Below are 15,524 nucleotides of genomic sequence, written 5' to 3'. Positions count from 1 at the left end.
GCGACGGCGACACGGGCACAAAAGCTCCGGCCGTCAGAGGGCAACCTGATGGCCGGGCGAGATTTCCACATATCTTAGCGGCTGCATCTTGTGGTCCGGAGGCCGGATCGGGCTTTTCAACTCGTCGGCGGCAATGCCATGCTTCAGTCTCCGCCGAGCCGGATCGGGAACGGGCACCGCCGACATCAGCTTCTTTGTATAGGGGTGCTGCGGGTTCTCGAACACCGCCTGGCGCGGCCCGATCTCGACGATTTCGCCGAGATACATTACCGCGACGCGGTGGCTGACGCGCTCCACAACGGCCATGTCATGCGAAATAAACAGGAAGGCGAGGTTCAGGCTTTGCTGCAGGTCGAGCAGCAGGTTGATGACCTGTGCCTTGATCGAAACGTCGAGGGCGGAAACGCTCTCGTCCGCGATGATCACTTTGGGATCGAGGGTGAGCGCGCGGGAGATGCAGATGCGCTGACGCTGCCCGCCGGAAAACTCGTGCGGATAGCGCGTCGCCATGTCCGGCGAGAGCCCGACCTTCACCAGAAGGTCGGCGACCTTGTCGCGTGCCTCTTTCGCCGTTCCCATCTTGTGTTCGAGATAGGGTTCGGCGACGGCGGCGCCGATCGTCATGCGCGGATTGAGGCTGGCAAAGGGGTCCTGGAAGATCATCTGCACCTTGCGGCGCATATCGCGCAGACCCTTGCGATCAAGAGCCAGCATCTCCTCGCCGTCGACAAGCACCGAGCCGCTCTGCGGCTCGATCAAGCGCATGATGGCGCGGCCCGTTGTCGACTTGCCACAACCGGATTCACCGACCAGCGACAGCGTCTCGCCGGCTTGCAGATCGAAGGAGACGTTTTCGACGGCATGCACCCTGCCCTGTAGCCGCCCGAAAAGACCGGAATGAATGTCGAACCGTTTGCAGAGGTTTTTCACCTCCAGCACCGGCCGCTGCGCCGCCGAGACGGTATCGGCCACCTCCGTCAATGGCTCAGCCTGACCGGTCTCGCTGTTGAGTACCGGAAACCGCAGGGGTCGCTCGCGCCCCTTCATGGATCCGAGCACGGGGACAGCCGAAAGCAGCGCCCGCGTGTAGGGATGCTTGGCGTGGAAGAAGACCTCGCTGGTCGCGCCCGTCTCGACCTGCTCGCCGCGATACATGACGATAGTTCGGTCGGCGATCTCAGCGACCACGCCCATGTCGTGGGTGATGAACAGAACGGATGTTCCCTGCTCTTCCTGCAGCATCTTGATGAGGTCGAGAATCTGGCCCTGAATGGTGACATCGAGCGCCGTGGTCGGCTCGTCGGCAATCAGCAGCTTCGGGCGCGAGGCGAGCGCCATGGCGATCATCACGCGCTGGCGCATGCCGCCGGAGAAGCGGTGCGGATATTCGTCGAAGCGCGAGGCGGCCGATGGAATGCGCACGCGCTCCAGAAGGCGGATCGTCTCGGCCTTCGCTTCAGCACTGGACATCTCGCCGTGGCAGAGCAGCGCCTCGGAAATCTGGTCGCCGATGGTGAAGAGCGGATTGAGGCTGGTCATCGGCTCCTGGAAGATCATCGCGACATCCTTGCCGCGGACTTTGCGCATCTCCGCTTCCGACAGCGCCAGAATATCCCTGCCGCCGAGCGTGATGCGGCCGGTGATCCGGCTCATGTCCTGCTGAAGCAGCCGCATGATCGACAGCGACGTGACGCTTTTGCCGGAGCCGGATTCCCCAACAATCGCCACGGTTTCACCTGGCGCCACGGTGAAAGACACGTCACGCACCACCGGCTTCCAAGCCCCCTCTGCCAGGAAGGAGGTCGTCATTCCCTCCACCGAGAGCACTGGCTCGGTGAGCTGTGAAGTCTGGGCGTCGCCGCTGGCCATCACCATCCCCTTATTCACCATCTCAATCCGGCCAGCGCAAAAGACCGTCGAAACGGCGGCGGCTGCGATCTTCCAACGATGTGGCGATGATTTCGTTTGAGGCTTGCGCCTTGTCGAGTTCTTCGCCGATACGGGAGGCCACGATTATCTCCTCGCCCGGATGCAGATTGCAGGGATCAAGGTAGAAATAATGGTGCTCTACCTCGTGGTCGCGAACGATGATCGGCGGGGTTCCCCGGGCCAAGGCGTCGGCGAGGTCCCAAGCGGTGATGTGGGCCTCGCGCGCATCGATGGTGAGACGCAAGCGGTCGAGCGGATTGTTTGTCGGGTCGGGTTCGATCACGGCTTTGATGCCGGGGCGGCCGTCGAAGCGGTCGTGCCAGAGATGGAGATAGCCGGTCTCGCGCTCGCGTATGCCGGCATGGTCGCGCGTCTCCCAGGCTTCGAGCGCCGCCATGACGCCGAAGATGCTTTCCTTGCCAACCTTCATGCCACGGCCGATGCCAAGGTTCTGCAGGAAGGTGTTGCGCACCATGTCCTTGCGTCCCGCGACGATGCCCGAGGTCGGGCCGCCCAGGAATTTGTGGCCGGAATAAAGAACAAGATCCGCTCCCTGCTCCAGAAAGATGCGCAGATCATATTCGGAAGCTGCATCGACGATGACTGGCACGCCCTTGGCATGGGCGATCTCGCAGAATTCCTTGAGGCTCAACATCCCGTAGCCAACGACATGATGCGAAACGACATAAAGGGCGGCCGCGGTCTTCTCCGTGATCGCACCTTCGAGATGATGCCGGTATGTCGAGGTCGCCTGGCCGATCAGCACGACCTTGCCGCCCGCAAGCCGCACCGCCTGGTCGACCGGCGCGCCATAGCTCACCACATGTCCCATCTGAACGATGACTTCGTTCTTATCGCCGCGAACGTCGGGGAGACGCTCGATCGCGGCGAGGTCGTTGCCGGTGATGGCGGCGGCGACCGCCAGGCTGATGCCTGCCGAGCAGGAGGCCGTAACGAACCCCGCTTCGCCGCCGGTCAGCCGCCCGATGACCGCACTCGCCTTGCGCTGCAGGTCGTTGATCTCCACGAACTGCGGCAGAATGGAGCCCATTGCCGCAATCGCTTGGGGAACAACGATCGATGCCCCGAGGCTCGTCATCGTGCCCGAGACATTGATGACGGGGCGAAGTCCGACGGACGGACGAATGTCTTCATTCGGCATGAGAACCTCCAGATTTTTTTGCTGGCGGGGCGGCGCTTGCAGTACCGGACCATCGACAGCTATGCCATAATTATGTAACAAACCACCGATTTGAACGGGAGTTCGGTTTTTGGACGCAAAGACATCACCCATCGGCTACTCCGAGAGCGAGACGGCCAATGAAAACGACGCTGCCGCCGTCAAGGGAGCGCGGCGCTCGCGCGTCAGCGGCATCGACCGGGCGCTGCAGGTCATCGATCATCTCTACGAAACCGGCACGTCCTGCGGTGTCTACGCGGTCGCCAAGGCGATCGGCGCACCGCTCTCGACCGTCTACGTCATCGTCGACGACCTCGTTGAGAAGAACCTGCTTAGCCGCAATGCCGACGGCACGATCTGGCTCGGCTCCCGTCTTTACCACTACGGCCTCGCCTATGCCCGATCGCTCGATTTCATGAGCGTTGCCACCCATGAAATGCACGATCTCTGCCGGCAGGCCGGCGAAACCGTTCAGGTCTGCGGCCGCGACGGCGACCATATGCTCGTTCTCGCCATGGCCGATGGTCCAAGCCACTTCCAAGTCGCCTCGCGCGTCGGCACACGGGTGCCGCTCAATTGGACGGCGTCCGGCCGCCTGCTCGTCGGTCATCTGCCGGAGGAAGAGCGCATCGCGCTTTTCCGGCACTGTGCACGCACCTCTCCGACCGGCCGCGCCGATGTCGACCCGGTGACGCTGTCGACGGCTGCGGCGAAAGCGCTGGAAGCCCGTCTGTCGATCCAGGCCGGAGAATCCGACTATGCCGTGGCCTGCATTGCTTCGCCCGTATGCGACCGCGATGGCCAGTGCGTCGCCACCATCTCCATCGTTCTGCCGGAGCAGAAAGCCTTTTCCGACGAAGGTCACTACGTCGCACAGGTTCGAAGCTCGGCGGAAAAGATCGAGAGATTGATGGGTTGGCGTGGCCATTGACGTTCTGTCCCTTCCTCAGCCGTGCAAAGCCACGATCGCTTCGATCTCGACAGTGATATTGCCCGGCAACGAGCCGAAGCCGACAGCCGAGCGTGCATGTTGGCCGGCCGCTCCGAAAACCTCGATGAAGAGGTCGGAACAGCCGTTGATGACGCTCGGATGATCGGCGAAATCGGGCGTGGCGTTGACCATGCCCAAAAGCTTCACCACGCGCTTGACGCGCTTGAGATCGCCAAGCGCATCCTGCATAACGGCCAGAAGATTGATGCCGGTCAGCCGCGCATCGGCGTAGGCCTGTTCGATGCCGACCTCAGCGCCGACCTTGCCGAAATGCAGAGTGCCGTCGGCCTCGCGCGGCCCCTGGCCGGACAGATAGAGCATGTTGCCCTCGCAAACATGCGTCACGAAGTTGGCTATCGGCGGCGGCGGCGGCGGCAGCACGATGCCGAGGGTGGAGAGACGTTCATAGGGCGAACCCTGTGCGCTCTCGGCGGTGGCGGAAGACTGGTTCACGCAAACTCCTGTCGTACAATCATTAAATTCGGAACTCAGCTATTAATGGCAGTGGCCATGGGGCGTCATTTTTCGCGCCCGCGGGATGTAACGGCTCGCGGCAAAGGCGTCAGCGCCGATGACTGCGTAGCGCGGTTCGAAAAGCTGTTTCAGCACGGCCGCATCCCCCATCGAATCCACCGCTTCGATATCGGACTCCACAAGGTCGAAGATCGTGAATTCGGCCCGCTCCCCGACCGCGAGCCGATCGATAAGCGGCAGCTTGATGGCTGAGGCCGGCGCATGCGTGACCGCTTCGATCACCTTCTCGAAGGGCATGCCGACCGACAGCAGCTTCGACATGGTCGTCGCGAGATCCCAGACCGGGGAATTCAACGACCGGTTATGCAGATCGGTGGAGATCGAGAATGGCAGAAGCCCGCGTTTGATGGCGGCCTCGGCAACACGGAAAGAGAAAGACGCACCGCCATGGCCGATATCGAGGCGGACGCCTTCGCCGGCGCAACGTTCGGCGAGATTGAAGAGATCCTCGTCCTCTATGAGGCTGCTGCCGGCCTTGCCGTTGAAGCAATGCGTAATGATATCGCCGGGTCCGAGGACCTCCAGCACCTCGTCATAGAGCGCCGGCGGCTCGCCGACATGCACCATCATCGGGATCTTCAGTATCTTGGCGATCTTCTTACCAAGCTTGACGGGCGTGATGCCCCAGGAGCCAGTAATCACATGGCTCGCGCGCACCTTGATGCCGACAATATGCTCGCTGTTGTCGGCATAGACCTGAAGCATACGGTCGAAATCGATCGAGCGGATGTCTATCAATTCGCTGACGCGATTGCAGGCGACGAGACCGATCGAACCGAGATTGAGAAACGCCTTGATGCGTTCGCGCGCCGGCTCGATGATATATTCACGGAAGCCATGGAAATTCGCTTCACCCGCCGAGCCGGCGTCAACCAAGGTCGTCACGCCGCGTTCGACGCCGCATTCCGAGGGGCGGAGAGAAATATCGGTCCCGCCATGCCATATATGGACGTGCAGGTCGATCCAGCCCGGCGACATCCAAGCACCCTTGCCATCGATCCTTTCGACATCGGCCGAGACGGCAAGCGATGGTCCAACCTCGGCGATACGCCCATCCGCGCCGACCAGCACGTCAGTGACACCGCCTGACGTCGCCTGCCCGAAAGCCATCGGCTTGACGTTGGCGATCAGCAATGGCCGCTTCGGTTCATATCCGGAAGACATGGGCTACAAGTCCTTTCGAAGTCTGGGATCGAGAATGTCGCGCAATCCGTCGCCGACCATCTGCAACGACAGGACGGAGAGAATGATGGCAAAGCCCGGAAAGAGCGTCATCCAATCGGCCTGATCGAGATATTGCCGGCCGGCGGCGATCATCGTTCCCCAGGTCGGAATATCCGGGCTCACGCCAAGGCCGAGGAAGGAAAGGCCGGCTTCGGCGAGCATGGCGTTGGCAAACAGGAAGGTGCCCTGCACCAGGATCGGCGACAGCAGGTTTCTGAGCACATGTCGCGTCATGATATGCAGGGTCGAGACGCCGAGCGCGCGCGCCGCCTCCACATAGGGCAGTTCGCGGATGACCAGCGTCGAGGCGCGGACGATACGCGCCAGCCGTGGCGCATAGACGATGCTGAGCGCGATGATGACCGTCGTCAGCGACGGCCCCAGGGCAGCGACCAGCGCGATCGCCAGCAGGATATCGGGAAATGCCATCATCGCATCGACCAGCCGGGCGATCGGCGTATCCAATTGCTTGAAAAAGCCGGCGAGGAGGCCGAGCGTAACGCCGATGACAGCTGCCAGCGCGACGACCGCGCCACCGACCAGCAATGACAGACGGCCGGCATAGATGGTGCGGGTGAAGACATCGCGGCCGAACTCATCGGTTCCGAAGAGGTGGATGAAGCTTGGCGGCTTCAGCCGGTTTACGATAGACAGCTTGCCTGGCGCATAGGGCGCAATCAACGGCGCGAAGACGGCGAGCAGCACGAATATCGTCAGCACGGCGACACCGAAGACGACGGTTTTGCGCTTGAAGAGACGTCTGGCGAATTTGCGGCGCTCGGCGCCGGCGCTTGTGTCTGAAATCGCGGCCATCAGTAACGCACCCTCGGATCAACCAGCAGATAGAGCATGTCGATCGCAAAATTGATCAGGACGTAAAGCCCGGCAATGACGAGCAGTGCGCCCTGGATCACCGGGTAGTCGCGTCGGAGCACGGCCGACACCACGAGATTACCAATGCCCGGCAGGCTGAAGATGGTCTCGGTCACCACCGCGCCGGAAATGAGCACCGCCGCGGTCAACCCGATGACAGTGAGGATCGGGATCAGCGCGTTTTTCAGCGCATGCTTCAGGATGACCTTGCGCTCGATAAGCCCCTTGGCGCGGGCGGTGCGGATATAGTCGTCACCGAGCACGTCCAGCATCGAGGCGCGGGTGAAGCGCAGGATCAGCGCCGAGGAGACGACGCCGAGCACGATCGAGGGCAGTGCCAGGTGATACATCCGGTCCACGAATGACGAACCCGGTCCGCCATATCCGGAGACGGGAAAGATACCGTGGCGAACGGCGAAGGACTGAATGAGGATCAGGCCGAGCCAGAAACTCGGAATACTGGCCGCCAGCATGGCAAGCGCCGTCGCAGCCTGATCAAACAGCGAGCCGCGGCGATAGGCGGAATAGATGCCAATCGGCAGGGCGATGATGCTGGCGATGACCAGCGAGAACACCGTCAGAAAGAAGGTGGGCTCGGCGCGCTCGACCAGCGCCGAGGCCACCGGCTCGTTCAGAAAGATCGACTGACCGAGATCGCCCCGCAGAAGCTGACCGAAGTAATAGAGGTATTGCAGGGCTAGCGGCTGATCGAGGCCGAGCCTCGTTCTGAGGCTCGCAATGTCCTGCGCCGTCGCATCCGGACCGAGCATGACGGCAGCCGGATCGCCGGGAGTGACGCGCACGATCACGAAGACGATCGTGACCACGAGGAACATCACGACGATCATGCCGAAAAGGCGCTGGAGGATATAGCGTATCATGTCTTGTCCGATCCTCCGGCCGCTTCCATCGCGGCCGGAATGACGAGCCTATGGGCTGCTACTTCTTGACCGCCGCATTCCAGAAATACGGCCAGGGCGCAGCCTCGACCCCTTCGAGCTTCTGCGATTTGGCAGCCAACGCATTGAAGTCGCCAATCTTGATCAGCGGTACTTCGTCGTACATCACCTTTTGGACATCGGCCCACAGCGCCACGCGCTTGTCAGGATCAACGGCGGAATTGAAAGCATCGACCGCGACCTTTCGGGCCGGGGTGTCCCACCAGCCGGGCGCGCTCGTCGACATCTGCCCCATCAAAGCCGGCTCGGGCAGGAAGGGGCTGTGGGAGATATAGATGTCCCACAGTTTTGGATCGGCACGGCGCTGCGTTAGCGTCGCCCAATCGACAACCTGCAAATCGACCTTGAAGCCGGCCTGCTTCAGATATTCGGCGGCAACCTGCGCCATCTTGTAATGGAATTCGTATTGACGGCTGGTGAGGATACGCAGCGGCTCGCCATTATAGCCCGCCTTCTTCAGCAGAGCGCCGGCGGCCTCGGGATCGGCGACGTTATAGGCGCCGCTTGTGCCGGCATCCGTGTTCCAGGCGTAGGACTTTGGATAAAATGCAGCATCGAGCGCATAGAAATCAGTGCTGCCGAAGGCAGCGGCCAGCATGTCCTCCATGCTGAGCGCTGTGCGTACCGCTTTGCGGATATCGATATTCTTGGTGATGCCGTTCGCCGTGTTGAAGACGAAGACCGGATAGCCGAAGGGCTTCAGCATGACCGGCGCGGAAGCGGTCGAGCCTTTCAGGCGGTCGAAGGATTCGACCGGCAGCGAGTCGACATAATCATATTGACCGGCAACCGCCGCCTCCACGCGAGTATTGGCGTCGGGAACGGGGACGAAACGGATTTCATCGAGATATTGATGCCGGGCGCCGCCATAACCATCGGCCTCGCCGCTGCGGGACTTATAACCATCGAAGCGCACCAACTGAATATATTGGTCAGCCTTGCGCTCTTTCAGCATATAGGGACCGGTGCCGATGAAGGTGGTCATCGGGTCTTCTTGATGCTTGGCCGGAATGATGATCGCGGCCGAATTGTTGAAGGCGAGCAGGGAGAGAAGCGGCGCATAGGGTTGCTTCAACACGATCTTGACCGTCGAGGGATCGACCGCCGAGATGCTGTCGATCATGGCCGCGGTCTGCTTGCCGCGTGAGGCAATCTTGGTCCAGCGATTGAGCGAAGCAACGACATCTTCCGATGTCATCTCGCTATTGTCGTGGAACTTGATGCCGGTGCGAAGCTTGATCGTATAGGTTTTGCCGTCAGCGCTGATGTCGGGCATGCTCTCGGCCAGAAGCGGCGTTACCTTCCAATTCTTGTCGAAGGTAAAAAGCGTTTCGAAAATATGCTGCGAAACGATGCCGACCAGATCGGCCGTCGAAACCATCGGATCCAATGTCGGCGGCTCACCAATTGTCGCGACATTGATCACGCCGCCCTTTTCTTGCGCCAGAAGCGCCGATGGCATGATGAGAAGAGCTGCTCCCAGCAGAAAGGCAAATTTGCTTCGCACGATATCATCCCCTTGTTTATTCCGTTATTACGGAACATTAAATTTTATAATGGAATGATAACGGTGGGACAGGTGATGTCAATATAGCCCGGAACATTGGAATGCGTGATTGAAGTCGTGGCCGGGAGCGAGTGACGCCGACATCGATCGGTGTTCCTCATCACCGCGATCTCGACAGCATCTATGTTGGAAAACCCAAGGCTCGCGGGCGCTACGAATCTCGGCCATGCGGCGGAGGCGAAAGCCATCAAACGTAAGAGATAAAGAAGAGCAATACGCTATGGGGGAACACGTCACCACCGGAGTGCTCGCCAATGGGAATATTAGTGCCCCCGCTGGTCGGCTCTTGCTGGGGGGCAAGGCCGACCAGATTCTTTCAAAATTAAACCGCCAGGAACGCTGACGGCGGAAGCTGAAGTGCATTGGCGATCCGCTTCAGTTTAGCCGGATCAATATCTGCGCCATCTTCGATGCCTATGATTTCCTCATTGGCGAGACCACAGGTCACCGCCAGATCTTCAATGCTGTAGCCCACGGTTTCACGGGCTGCCTTCACACGCGCCGCGACATCGTCCGCATGCACGGCTTGCGGTGGAACCTCATTGAAATTATTGAGTGAAATGGACATTATCGTCTCCTTCTCTACATAGATTCTTGCGAAGTCTTTTTTGAGTCTTGGGACAGGCGCCTGTTAACGCGCCGATAACCTTTTATTTCAGCAATGTAATATGAACAAGCAAAAATCGTCGCGCAGCGCCGGTCGAGCCTATGGCCACGCGCAGACGCTGGTCATGCGTCCATGGACGACATCTGACGAACGATGACCAAGCAACGGATAGTTAACGGATTTTTCACCGCTCACGGAGCGCGCAGTAACGGCAATGGAGAGGTCGGCGCCGGCTTATCGTTCCCGGAAAATCTGTGAATATGGAGGGACGGGAAAACCAATTGATGCGCAAAGCCGCCCGGATGGCTTGCCTTTTCGAACGACATCCACCCTCGATTCGCCTGACGCGAAACACCCGCTCGGCATTCGCTGACAGTCTTGAGGGCGCTAGCCTTTGGCCTTGGGCGCGCGGCTTGGCCGGCGAACGGCTCTCACCTTACCGCTGCCTCCTCCGCCGCAGAAGAACTGATCTCCGCCATCGGACTCCAGTCCCGACACGCCCACTCCAGCCGGCATGTCGAGCCTTTCCAGGACCTTTCCCGTTTCGGGATCGATCCGCCTCACATCACTCTCGTCACCTTCCCAGGTGCCGTGCCAGAGTTCGCCGTCGACCCAGGTGACCCCAGTAACGACGCGGTTGGACTCGATGGTGCGGAGGATCGCCCCCGTTTGCGGATCGATTTGATGGATCTTCCGGCCGCGATGCTGCCCAACCCAGAGCGTCCCCTCGGCCCATGCGAGCCCGGAGTCGCCGCCATGGCCAGGCGCCGGGATCGTGGCGAGCACGCGACCGGTCTTCGGATCGATTTTCTGGATGATATTCTCGGCGATCTGAAACAGATGCTGACCGTCGAAGGCCGTTCCCGCATGAGAGGCGACCTCGATCGAATGCAGCACCTCCTCCCCTTTTGCCGGATCGAAGGCGCTCAACCGGTCTCCGGAGGCAAACCAGACGTGCCGGCCGTCGAAGGTGACGCCGTTCACGCGGTCGGCGCCGGGAAAGGGTCCATATTCACGAAGAATTTCGGCTTGAGATCGTTTCATGCTGTCATCCTATTCATTCGGCAGAGGACCGGGGAGTAACAAGATTGTCGGGAATCCGAGCACGGGCGGGGTCATCCAGCGGCGTGCCCTCCCAAGACCCAATGACTGTACCTTGCCTGCTTCCGCAAGCTGTTCGAGCGCACGCTGTACCGTGCGCGGGCTCGCTCCAAGTGCAATCGCCAGCGCAGAACTCGACCAGGATTCGCCGTCGGCAAGAAAGGCGAGCAGCGCCGCATGCTGTTCTTCGACGGGCGGCGCCAGCACGGCGACCTCGCTTGCGCGGCGCGGCACCAACGCAAAGCCACGTTTCGTGGCCCGAACATCCGCCAGCGTCCTGAGCTCGGCGCGAAGCCGTCCAATTTCGACACGCAGTCTTGCACGATGCGATTCATCGGCATGTTTGGCCCGAAAGGCGCGGGTGAGAAGTGTGCTTCTCGGTACATCTGCGGGCCAGGCTTCGCCCAACGCGCGTGCAAGCGCGAACAGGACCGGGCGCGTCGCAAGCGAAACCACCGCCCCTGCGTTCCGGACGACATTTCGGCATGCGTCCACCACCAGCGTCCCCGACTCCAGAAGCGTTTCCACCTCTTCAAGCAGGAGCGGGCGCTCCTCGCCACGCAGGATCAGGCGCGCGGCAGCCGTGTTCAGCACGAGCGAGGCGCTTTCGACCTCCGCCGTCAGCGCAGGAATATCCGCTGCACTTGCGGCCTGCCCTGCCCGCGTAAGTGCTGCACGCGCTGCCTTCGTCTGCAGGCGGCGAATGGCGATGCCGGCAACGACCAGCTCGTAAGCCGCCCTCGAGGCGGGAGGAAGCGGTGTCGGGTCAAGCTCGGCGAGCACGCGCTCGGCTTCGTCGAGATGGCCGATCAGGAGCAGGCGCCGGACTTCGAGATTGCGGGCATGGGCGGCATTCACGCGGTCGCCATGTGCCTCGAGGGTCGCCCGCGCCGCGGCAAGCGCTCTGGCGGGCCAGGTAAGGTCGCGCGAGACGAGTGCGATCTCCGCTTCGGCGACGACACACCGGGCGCGGGCCATGCCCTCCTTTGGCCCGAAGGCGCGCGCCGCATTCTTGAGGAGCACCTTTGCGCGGCCGAGATCACCGAGTTGCGCCATCGCGATGCCCCTCAGCGCGAGCGCCGGCGCATCATCGCGCAGGGCAACTCGCTTCAACGCGCCGAGAGGATCGCCCGCCGCAAGCGCATAGGCCGCAGCGGTGATCATCGAGTCCATCGAAATCCCGTCAAACTTGTAACTCCCATCAATTCGATAGCCGGGCGTAGTTTACTCGCGACCACCAAACAGCACGTCGCATCTTGAATGATACGGCGGCAGATAGCCAAGGGAGAAAAATGATGACCGCACATATGACAGCGACACGCAAAGAATGGCTGGCTGCACGGTTGGACCTGCTCGCGGAGGAGAAGGAGCTGACGCGGCGAAGCGACGAATTGGCGCTGCGTCGGCAAGCCCTCCCCTGGGTACGGATCGAAAAGGACTATCGTTTCGAGACGGAGAATGGCAGAGCCTCGCTCGCCGATCTCTTTAAGGGACGCTCGCAGCTCCTCGTCTACCACTTCATGTTCGGTCCCGACTATACGGCCGGCTGCCCATCCTGCTCTTCGATCGCGGATGGATTCAACGGCTTCGTCGTCCATCTCGAAAACCACGATGTCGCCTTCTCGGCGATATCGCGCGCACCACTTGCAAAGCTGCAGGCATTCAAGCAGCGAATGGGGTGGACCTTCCCCTGGGCGTCCTCGTTCGGCAGCGATTTCAATGGCGATTTCAGCGTCTGCTTCACCGAGGACCAGCAGCGCGAGGGCGGCATTGAATATAATTTCAGACGCGAGGCGCCTTCACCTCAACCTCGGCAGGAGCGCGGCAGCGAGAAACCGGTCTCGCAAATGGCGGCCATGACCGGAACCGACGCTGCCACATTTACGCGCGAAAGGCCGGGCCTCAGCGCCTTCGCGCTCGATGACGGCGTCGTTTACCACACCTATTCCAGCTACGCGCGCGGGCTGGATGGCCTCTGGGGCATGTACCAGTGGCTCGATCGTGCCCCCAAGGGACGCAACGAGAATGGGATCTGGTGGCGCCATCATGACCAGTACGGCCGGAGCTGACGTGTCGATGTTTGGTGAACCCACCCCTTCGAAAGACGGCTTTCTCGCCGGCGGCGGGTCTGCCGGTGACGCTGTCGCCGTTGGCATCTCTCACTGGCTGTCCCTCGCCGCGGCGCCGACATTCGCGATCATGGCGCTGCTGACCGCCGCTGTCGGCGATCAGGATATGATCTGCTCGGCCATGCCGGGGGCTTTACCACTTGGCGGAATGGTCCCGATGTATTTGCTCATGAGCGTCTTCCATTTGACGCCTTGGCTGAGGCTTCTGTCCCGCCAACAAAACGGTGCACGCCGGCCCTGATCCGGCGTGCACCAGACCAAACACCACGAAACCCGATTATTGACCCGTAAAGATTGGATTCAATCTTTTTTGGTAATTCTCCATTAGCAATTCATGTCGGCGGGTGTCCGGCTACATGGATTCTGCCGTCGACTGTTGTTTTGCGTGCGGGTTCATATGCGTCTAGCGGCTGTGTCAGCAATCTTTCTCACCTCCCTGATCTTGTCGGCATGCGCCGCCAGCTCCGGTCCGGAAGACGTCCCGGTCGCGCCACCGTCGCAGGAGACGACGAATTCCATCACCCGCTCAAGCGGGCCCGTGCCGACCGCTGAGGTCGGCAGCGCCGCTCCGCAGGTCGTCAAACAGCAGCAGCAACAGCAAGCGCTGACATGGACGGAAACGCCTCCGGAGCCGCAGGCGTTCGTGCCAATGGCCAAGACCGACGGCGTACCTGTTCCCGCTGAAAAACCGGTCGCTCTGCTCATGCCGGTGAACCCAGCGATCAGCGTAGCGCCGCAAACGCGAATGCAAATCTACAGCCGTCGCTTCCGGGACGCCAAGCCTATCAATTTCGGCAGTTCCTCCCCCAGAAAACTCGCCGTGCATGGCGTCGACGTTTCACGCTGGCAGGGTGATATCGATTGGGAGAAGTTGCAGGCGCAGGGTGCGAACTTCGTCTATTTGAAGGCGACCGACGGCGGCGATCATCTCGATCCCATGTTCAAGAAGAACTGGCGCAGAGCCAAGGAGGCCGGTCTGAAACGGGGTGCCTATCATTTCTTCTATTGGTGCCGGACGGCCGGCGAGCAAGCCGATTGGTTCATGCGTAACGTTCCGAGGGAGGCCGGCGCTCTGCCGCCGGTGATAGACGTCGAGTGGAACGGGGAGTCGAGCTGCAAGAGAAAACCCTCACGCGAGCATGTCCTCGAAAAAATGCAGGTTTTTATGGATAAGCTGGAGCGGTATTACGGCCAACGCCCGATCATCTACACCGCGCCGGATTTCTACCGCGACAACTTGAGGGGCGAATTCACCGACTATCCCTTCTGGCTGCGCTCGGTGGCCGCACATCCCTCCCAGGTCTATCCGGGACGCAAATGGCTCTTCTGGCAATATTCCGGTTCCGGCCTGACGCATGGGGTCGAAGGGCGGATTGACCTCAATGCTTTCCACGGCAGCGAGGAAGAATGGCATAGCTGGTTGGCATCGCGGTCGAATTGAGCCGAGGGCGGATCAGGACTCGACCATAAGCTTTCAGCCTAGTCGCACCCAATCTACGGCCTCGAGCACATAGGGCGCGAACAAGAAATCGCGGATCTCGATGATCCGGTTTTCCGACCAGCCGACCAGGACAAAATGCGCGGGTCTGTCCATCGGGCCAGTGCTGTCAAAGACCAGCATGGCCGGCTGTCCTTCAATGGCGCCGAGGGCGAAGCGCCATCTCGTCTCTTCCGCATAGCGCGTGAAATAGATGCCAATCTTGTCGCGGCCTTCCAGCCGGAGCCGGTTCACCAGATCCAGCTTCACGTCGTCGGCGAGCATGGCGCGGATCGCGTCGAAATCGCCACTGCGAAACAGATCGACGTAAGCGGTGATCTTCCGCCGATCCGGGTCGGATATCAGCGGCAACCGGAGGTCTTCGGGCTCTTGCGCAAGTTGCCGTAACGCCGCTCGCCCGCGTTGGAGCGCCGATTTGGCGGCGGCCGGAGAACACTCGGCAATGCCAGCTATCTCCTCGACCGAATGACCGAGGACATCCTTGAGGATCACCGCGCAGCGCTGAAGCTCAGGCAGCCGTAGAAACGTCTGGAAGCTGATCGCTACGATGTCGGCCTCGGGTATGGGCGCCGCTTCCATGTCTTCGGTGAGCGCAACGACCGTCTTGCGGGACCTGTCGCGCAGGAAATCGAGGCTCGCATTGTGGGCGATGCGAAACAGCCAGCCCTCGAGATTATCCACCTCGGCGCCCTGGGCCCGCGCGTGAAGAGCCTTGACGAGGGCATCCTGCAATACATCCTCGCCGTTGACCGCCGACCCTGTCATGCGCGCGCAGTAGCGATGAAGGCGTGGCCGCAGCGCTCTCAAACGATCTTCGAATTCGTCGGTGCTCATGTGTCGAAACCTACGGCGCTTCCGCGCGCAACTCTATCCCACGCCGAACGGTTGTGCCAACCATTGCGGATGAGGACCAAAATTACTTTGGTTGCTGG

General features: G+C 61.0%; 15 protein-coding genes. 4 read left to right on the top strand and 11 right to left on the bottom strand.

The window, feature by feature from the left end; translation table 11 throughout:
* Positions 1-33: 33 nt before the first annotated feature.
* Positions 34-1,869 (bottom strand): ABC transporter ATP-binding protein, encoded by a 1,836-nt coding sequence (locus N2601_RS22170; RefSeq protein ID WP_260304930.1) that lies wholly within the window; start codon positions 1,867-1,869, stop codon positions 34-36.
* Between the two features lie 22 nt (positions 1,870-1,891).
* Positions 1,892-3,091: an aminotransferase class V-fold PLP-dependent enzyme gene (locus N2601_RS22165; protein WP_260304929.1), complete on the bottom strand. Its 1,200-nt coding sequence runs from the start codon at positions 3,089-3,091 to the stop codon at positions 1,892-1,894.
* Between the two features lie 109 nt (positions 3,092-3,200).
* Here N2601_RS22165 and N2601_RS22160 point away from each other — a divergent pair, with 109 nt between their 5' ends.
* On the top strand, positions 3,201-4,040 hold the full coding sequence (locus N2601_RS22160) for an IclR family transcriptional regulator (RefSeq protein WP_104826476.1): 840 nt from the start codon (positions 3,201-3,203) through the stop codon (positions 4,038-4,040).
* Between the two features lie 15 nt (positions 4,041-4,055).
* Here N2601_RS22160 and N2601_RS22155 read toward each other — a convergent pair whose 3' ends face one another.
* The 8 genes from N2601_RS22155 to N2601_RS22120 all read right to left on the bottom strand — a co-directional run bounded on the left by N2601_RS22155 (position 4,056) and on the right by N2601_RS22120 (position 12,138).
* Entirely contained in the window at positions 4,056-4,553 is a 498-nt protein-coding gene (locus tag N2601_RS22155; RefSeq protein WP_260304928.1) for a RidA family protein, read from the bottom strand.
* 42 nt (positions 4,554-4,595) lie between these two features.
* Positions 4,596-5,798, bottom strand: coding sequence for an amidohydrolase/deacetylase family metallohydrolase (locus tag N2601_RS22150; protein WP_260304927.1), 1,203 nt, complete (start codon positions 5,796-5,798; stop codon positions 4,596-4,598).
* Between the two features lie 3 nt (positions 5,799-5,801).
* Positions 5,802-6,671: an ABC transporter permease gene (locus tag N2601_RS22145; RefSeq protein WP_260304926.1), complete on the bottom strand. Its 870-nt coding sequence runs from the start codon at positions 6,669-6,671 to the stop codon at positions 5,802-5,804.
* Positions 6,671-7,612: an ABC transporter permease gene (locus N2601_RS22140; protein WP_260304925.1), complete on the bottom strand. Its 942-nt coding sequence runs from the start codon at positions 7,610-7,612 to the stop codon at positions 6,671-6,673. Before N2601_RS22140 ends, N2601_RS22145 begins: the two co-directional genes overlap by 1 nt.
* A gap of 58 nt (positions 7,613-7,670) precedes the next feature.
* Positions 7,671-9,152, bottom strand: coding sequence for an ABC transporter substrate-binding protein (locus N2601_RS22135; protein WP_445945034.1), 1,482 nt, complete (start codon positions 9,150-9,152; stop codon positions 7,671-7,673).
* A gap of 427 nt (positions 9,153-9,579) precedes the next feature.
* Positions 9,580-9,825 (bottom strand): helix-turn-helix domain-containing protein, encoded by a 246-nt coding sequence (locus N2601_RS22130; RefSeq protein WP_104826471.1) that lies wholly within the window; start codon positions 9,823-9,825, stop codon positions 9,580-9,582.
* Between the two features lie 426 nt (positions 9,826-10,251).
* Positions 10,252-10,908: a Vgb family protein gene (locus tag N2601_RS22125; RefSeq protein ID WP_260304923.1), complete on the bottom strand. Its 657-nt coding sequence runs from the start codon at positions 10,906-10,908 to the stop codon at positions 10,252-10,254.
* Positions 10,909-10,917: 9 nt separating this feature from the next.
* Entirely contained in the window at positions 10,918-12,138 is a 1,221-nt protein-coding gene (locus tag N2601_RS22120; protein WP_260304922.1) for a helix-turn-helix domain-containing protein, read from the bottom strand.
* A 122-nt stretch (positions 12,139-12,260) separates the two neighbouring features.
* Between N2601_RS22120 and N2601_RS22115 the strand changes: the two genes are divergently transcribed.
* From N2601_RS22115 to N2601_RS22105, 3 genes are all read left to right on the top strand, one after another.
* Positions 12,261-13,034 (top strand): DUF899 domain-containing protein, encoded by a 774-nt coding sequence (locus N2601_RS22115; RefSeq protein ID WP_104826468.1) that lies wholly within the window; start codon positions 12,261-12,263, stop codon positions 13,032-13,034.
* Positions 13,012-13,335: a hypothetical protein gene (locus N2601_RS22110; RefSeq protein ID WP_260304921.1), complete on the top strand. Its 324-nt coding sequence runs from the start codon at positions 13,012-13,014 to the stop codon at positions 13,333-13,335. The genes N2601_RS22115 and N2601_RS22110 overlap by 23 nt, the downstream gene beginning before the upstream one ends.
* Before the next feature lie 156 nt (positions 13,336-13,491).
* Positions 13,492-14,535, top strand: coding sequence for a glycoside hydrolase family 25 protein (locus N2601_RS22105; RefSeq protein WP_260304920.1), 1,044 nt, complete (start codon positions 13,492-13,494; stop codon positions 14,533-14,535).
* 33 nt (positions 14,536-14,568) lie between these two features.
* On the opposite strand, the gene N2601_RS22100 is transcribed toward N2601_RS22105, so the two are convergent.
* Positions 14,569-15,426 (bottom strand): sigma-70 family RNA polymerase sigma factor, encoded by an 858-nt coding sequence (locus tag N2601_RS22100; RefSeq protein ID WP_260304919.1) that lies wholly within the window; start codon positions 15,424-15,426, stop codon positions 14,569-14,571.
* Positions 15,427-15,524 lie beyond the last annotated feature (98 nt).

This window comes from Rhizobium sp. CB3060 (genome assembly GCF_025200735.1).
Classification (GTDB): Bacteria; Pseudomonadota; Alphaproteobacteria; order Rhizobiales; family Rhizobiaceae; genus Rhizobium.
This window is presented reverse-complemented; position numbering and strand designations above follow the sequence as displayed.

Excerpts from the sequence above, each read along its gene's own strand:
- N2601_RS22170 (WP_260304930.1), bottom strand. The coding sequence starts at position 1,869 with ATGGCCAGCGGCGACGCCCAGACTTCACAGCTCACCGAGCCAGTGCTC.
- N2601_RS22165 (WP_260304929.1), bottom strand. The coding sequence starts at position 3,091 with ATGCCGAATGAAGACATTCGTCCGTCCGTCGGACTTCGCCCCGTCATC.
- N2601_RS22150 (WP_260304927.1), bottom strand. The coding sequence starts at position 5,798 with ATGTCTTCCGGATATGAACCGAAGCGGCCATTGCTGATCGCCAACGTC.
- N2601_RS22145 (WP_260304926.1), bottom strand. The coding sequence starts at position 6,671 with ATGGCCGCGATTTCAGACACAAGCGCCGGCGCCGAGCGCCGCAAATTC.
- N2601_RS22140 (WP_260304925.1), bottom strand. The coding sequence starts at position 7,612 with ATGATACGCTATATCCTCCAGCGCCTTTTCGGCATGATCGTCGTGATG.
- N2601_RS22135 (WP_445945034.1), bottom strand. The coding sequence starts at position 9,152 with ATGCCATCGGCGCTTCTGGCGCAAGAAAAGGGCGGCGTGATCAATGTC.
- N2601_RS22130 (WP_104826471.1), bottom strand. The coding sequence starts at position 9,825 with ATGTCCATTTCACTCAATAATTTCAATGAGGTTCCACCGCAAGCCGTG.
- N2601_RS22125 (WP_260304923.1), bottom strand. The coding sequence starts at position 10,908 with ATGAAACGATCTCAAGCCGAAATTCTTCGTGAATATGGACCCTTTCCC.
- N2601_RS22120 (WP_260304922.1), bottom strand. The coding sequence starts at position 12,138 with ATGGACTCGATGATCACCGCTGCGGCCTATGCGCTTGCGGCGGGCGAT.
- N2601_RS22115 (WP_104826468.1), top strand. The coding sequence starts at position 12,261 with ATGACCGCACATATGACAGCGACACGCAAAGAATGGCTGGCTGCACGG.
- N2601_RS22110 (WP_260304921.1), top strand. The coding sequence starts at position 13,012 with ATGACCAGTACGGCCGGAGCTGACGTGTCGATGTTTGGTGAACCCACC.
- N2601_RS22105 (WP_260304920.1), top strand. The coding sequence starts at position 13,492 with ATGCGTCTAGCGGCTGTGTCAGCAATCTTTCTCACCTCCCTGATCTTG.
- N2601_RS22100 (WP_260304919.1), bottom strand. The coding sequence starts at position 15,426 with ATGAGCACCGACGAATTCGAAGATCGTTTGAGAGCGCTGCGGCCACGC.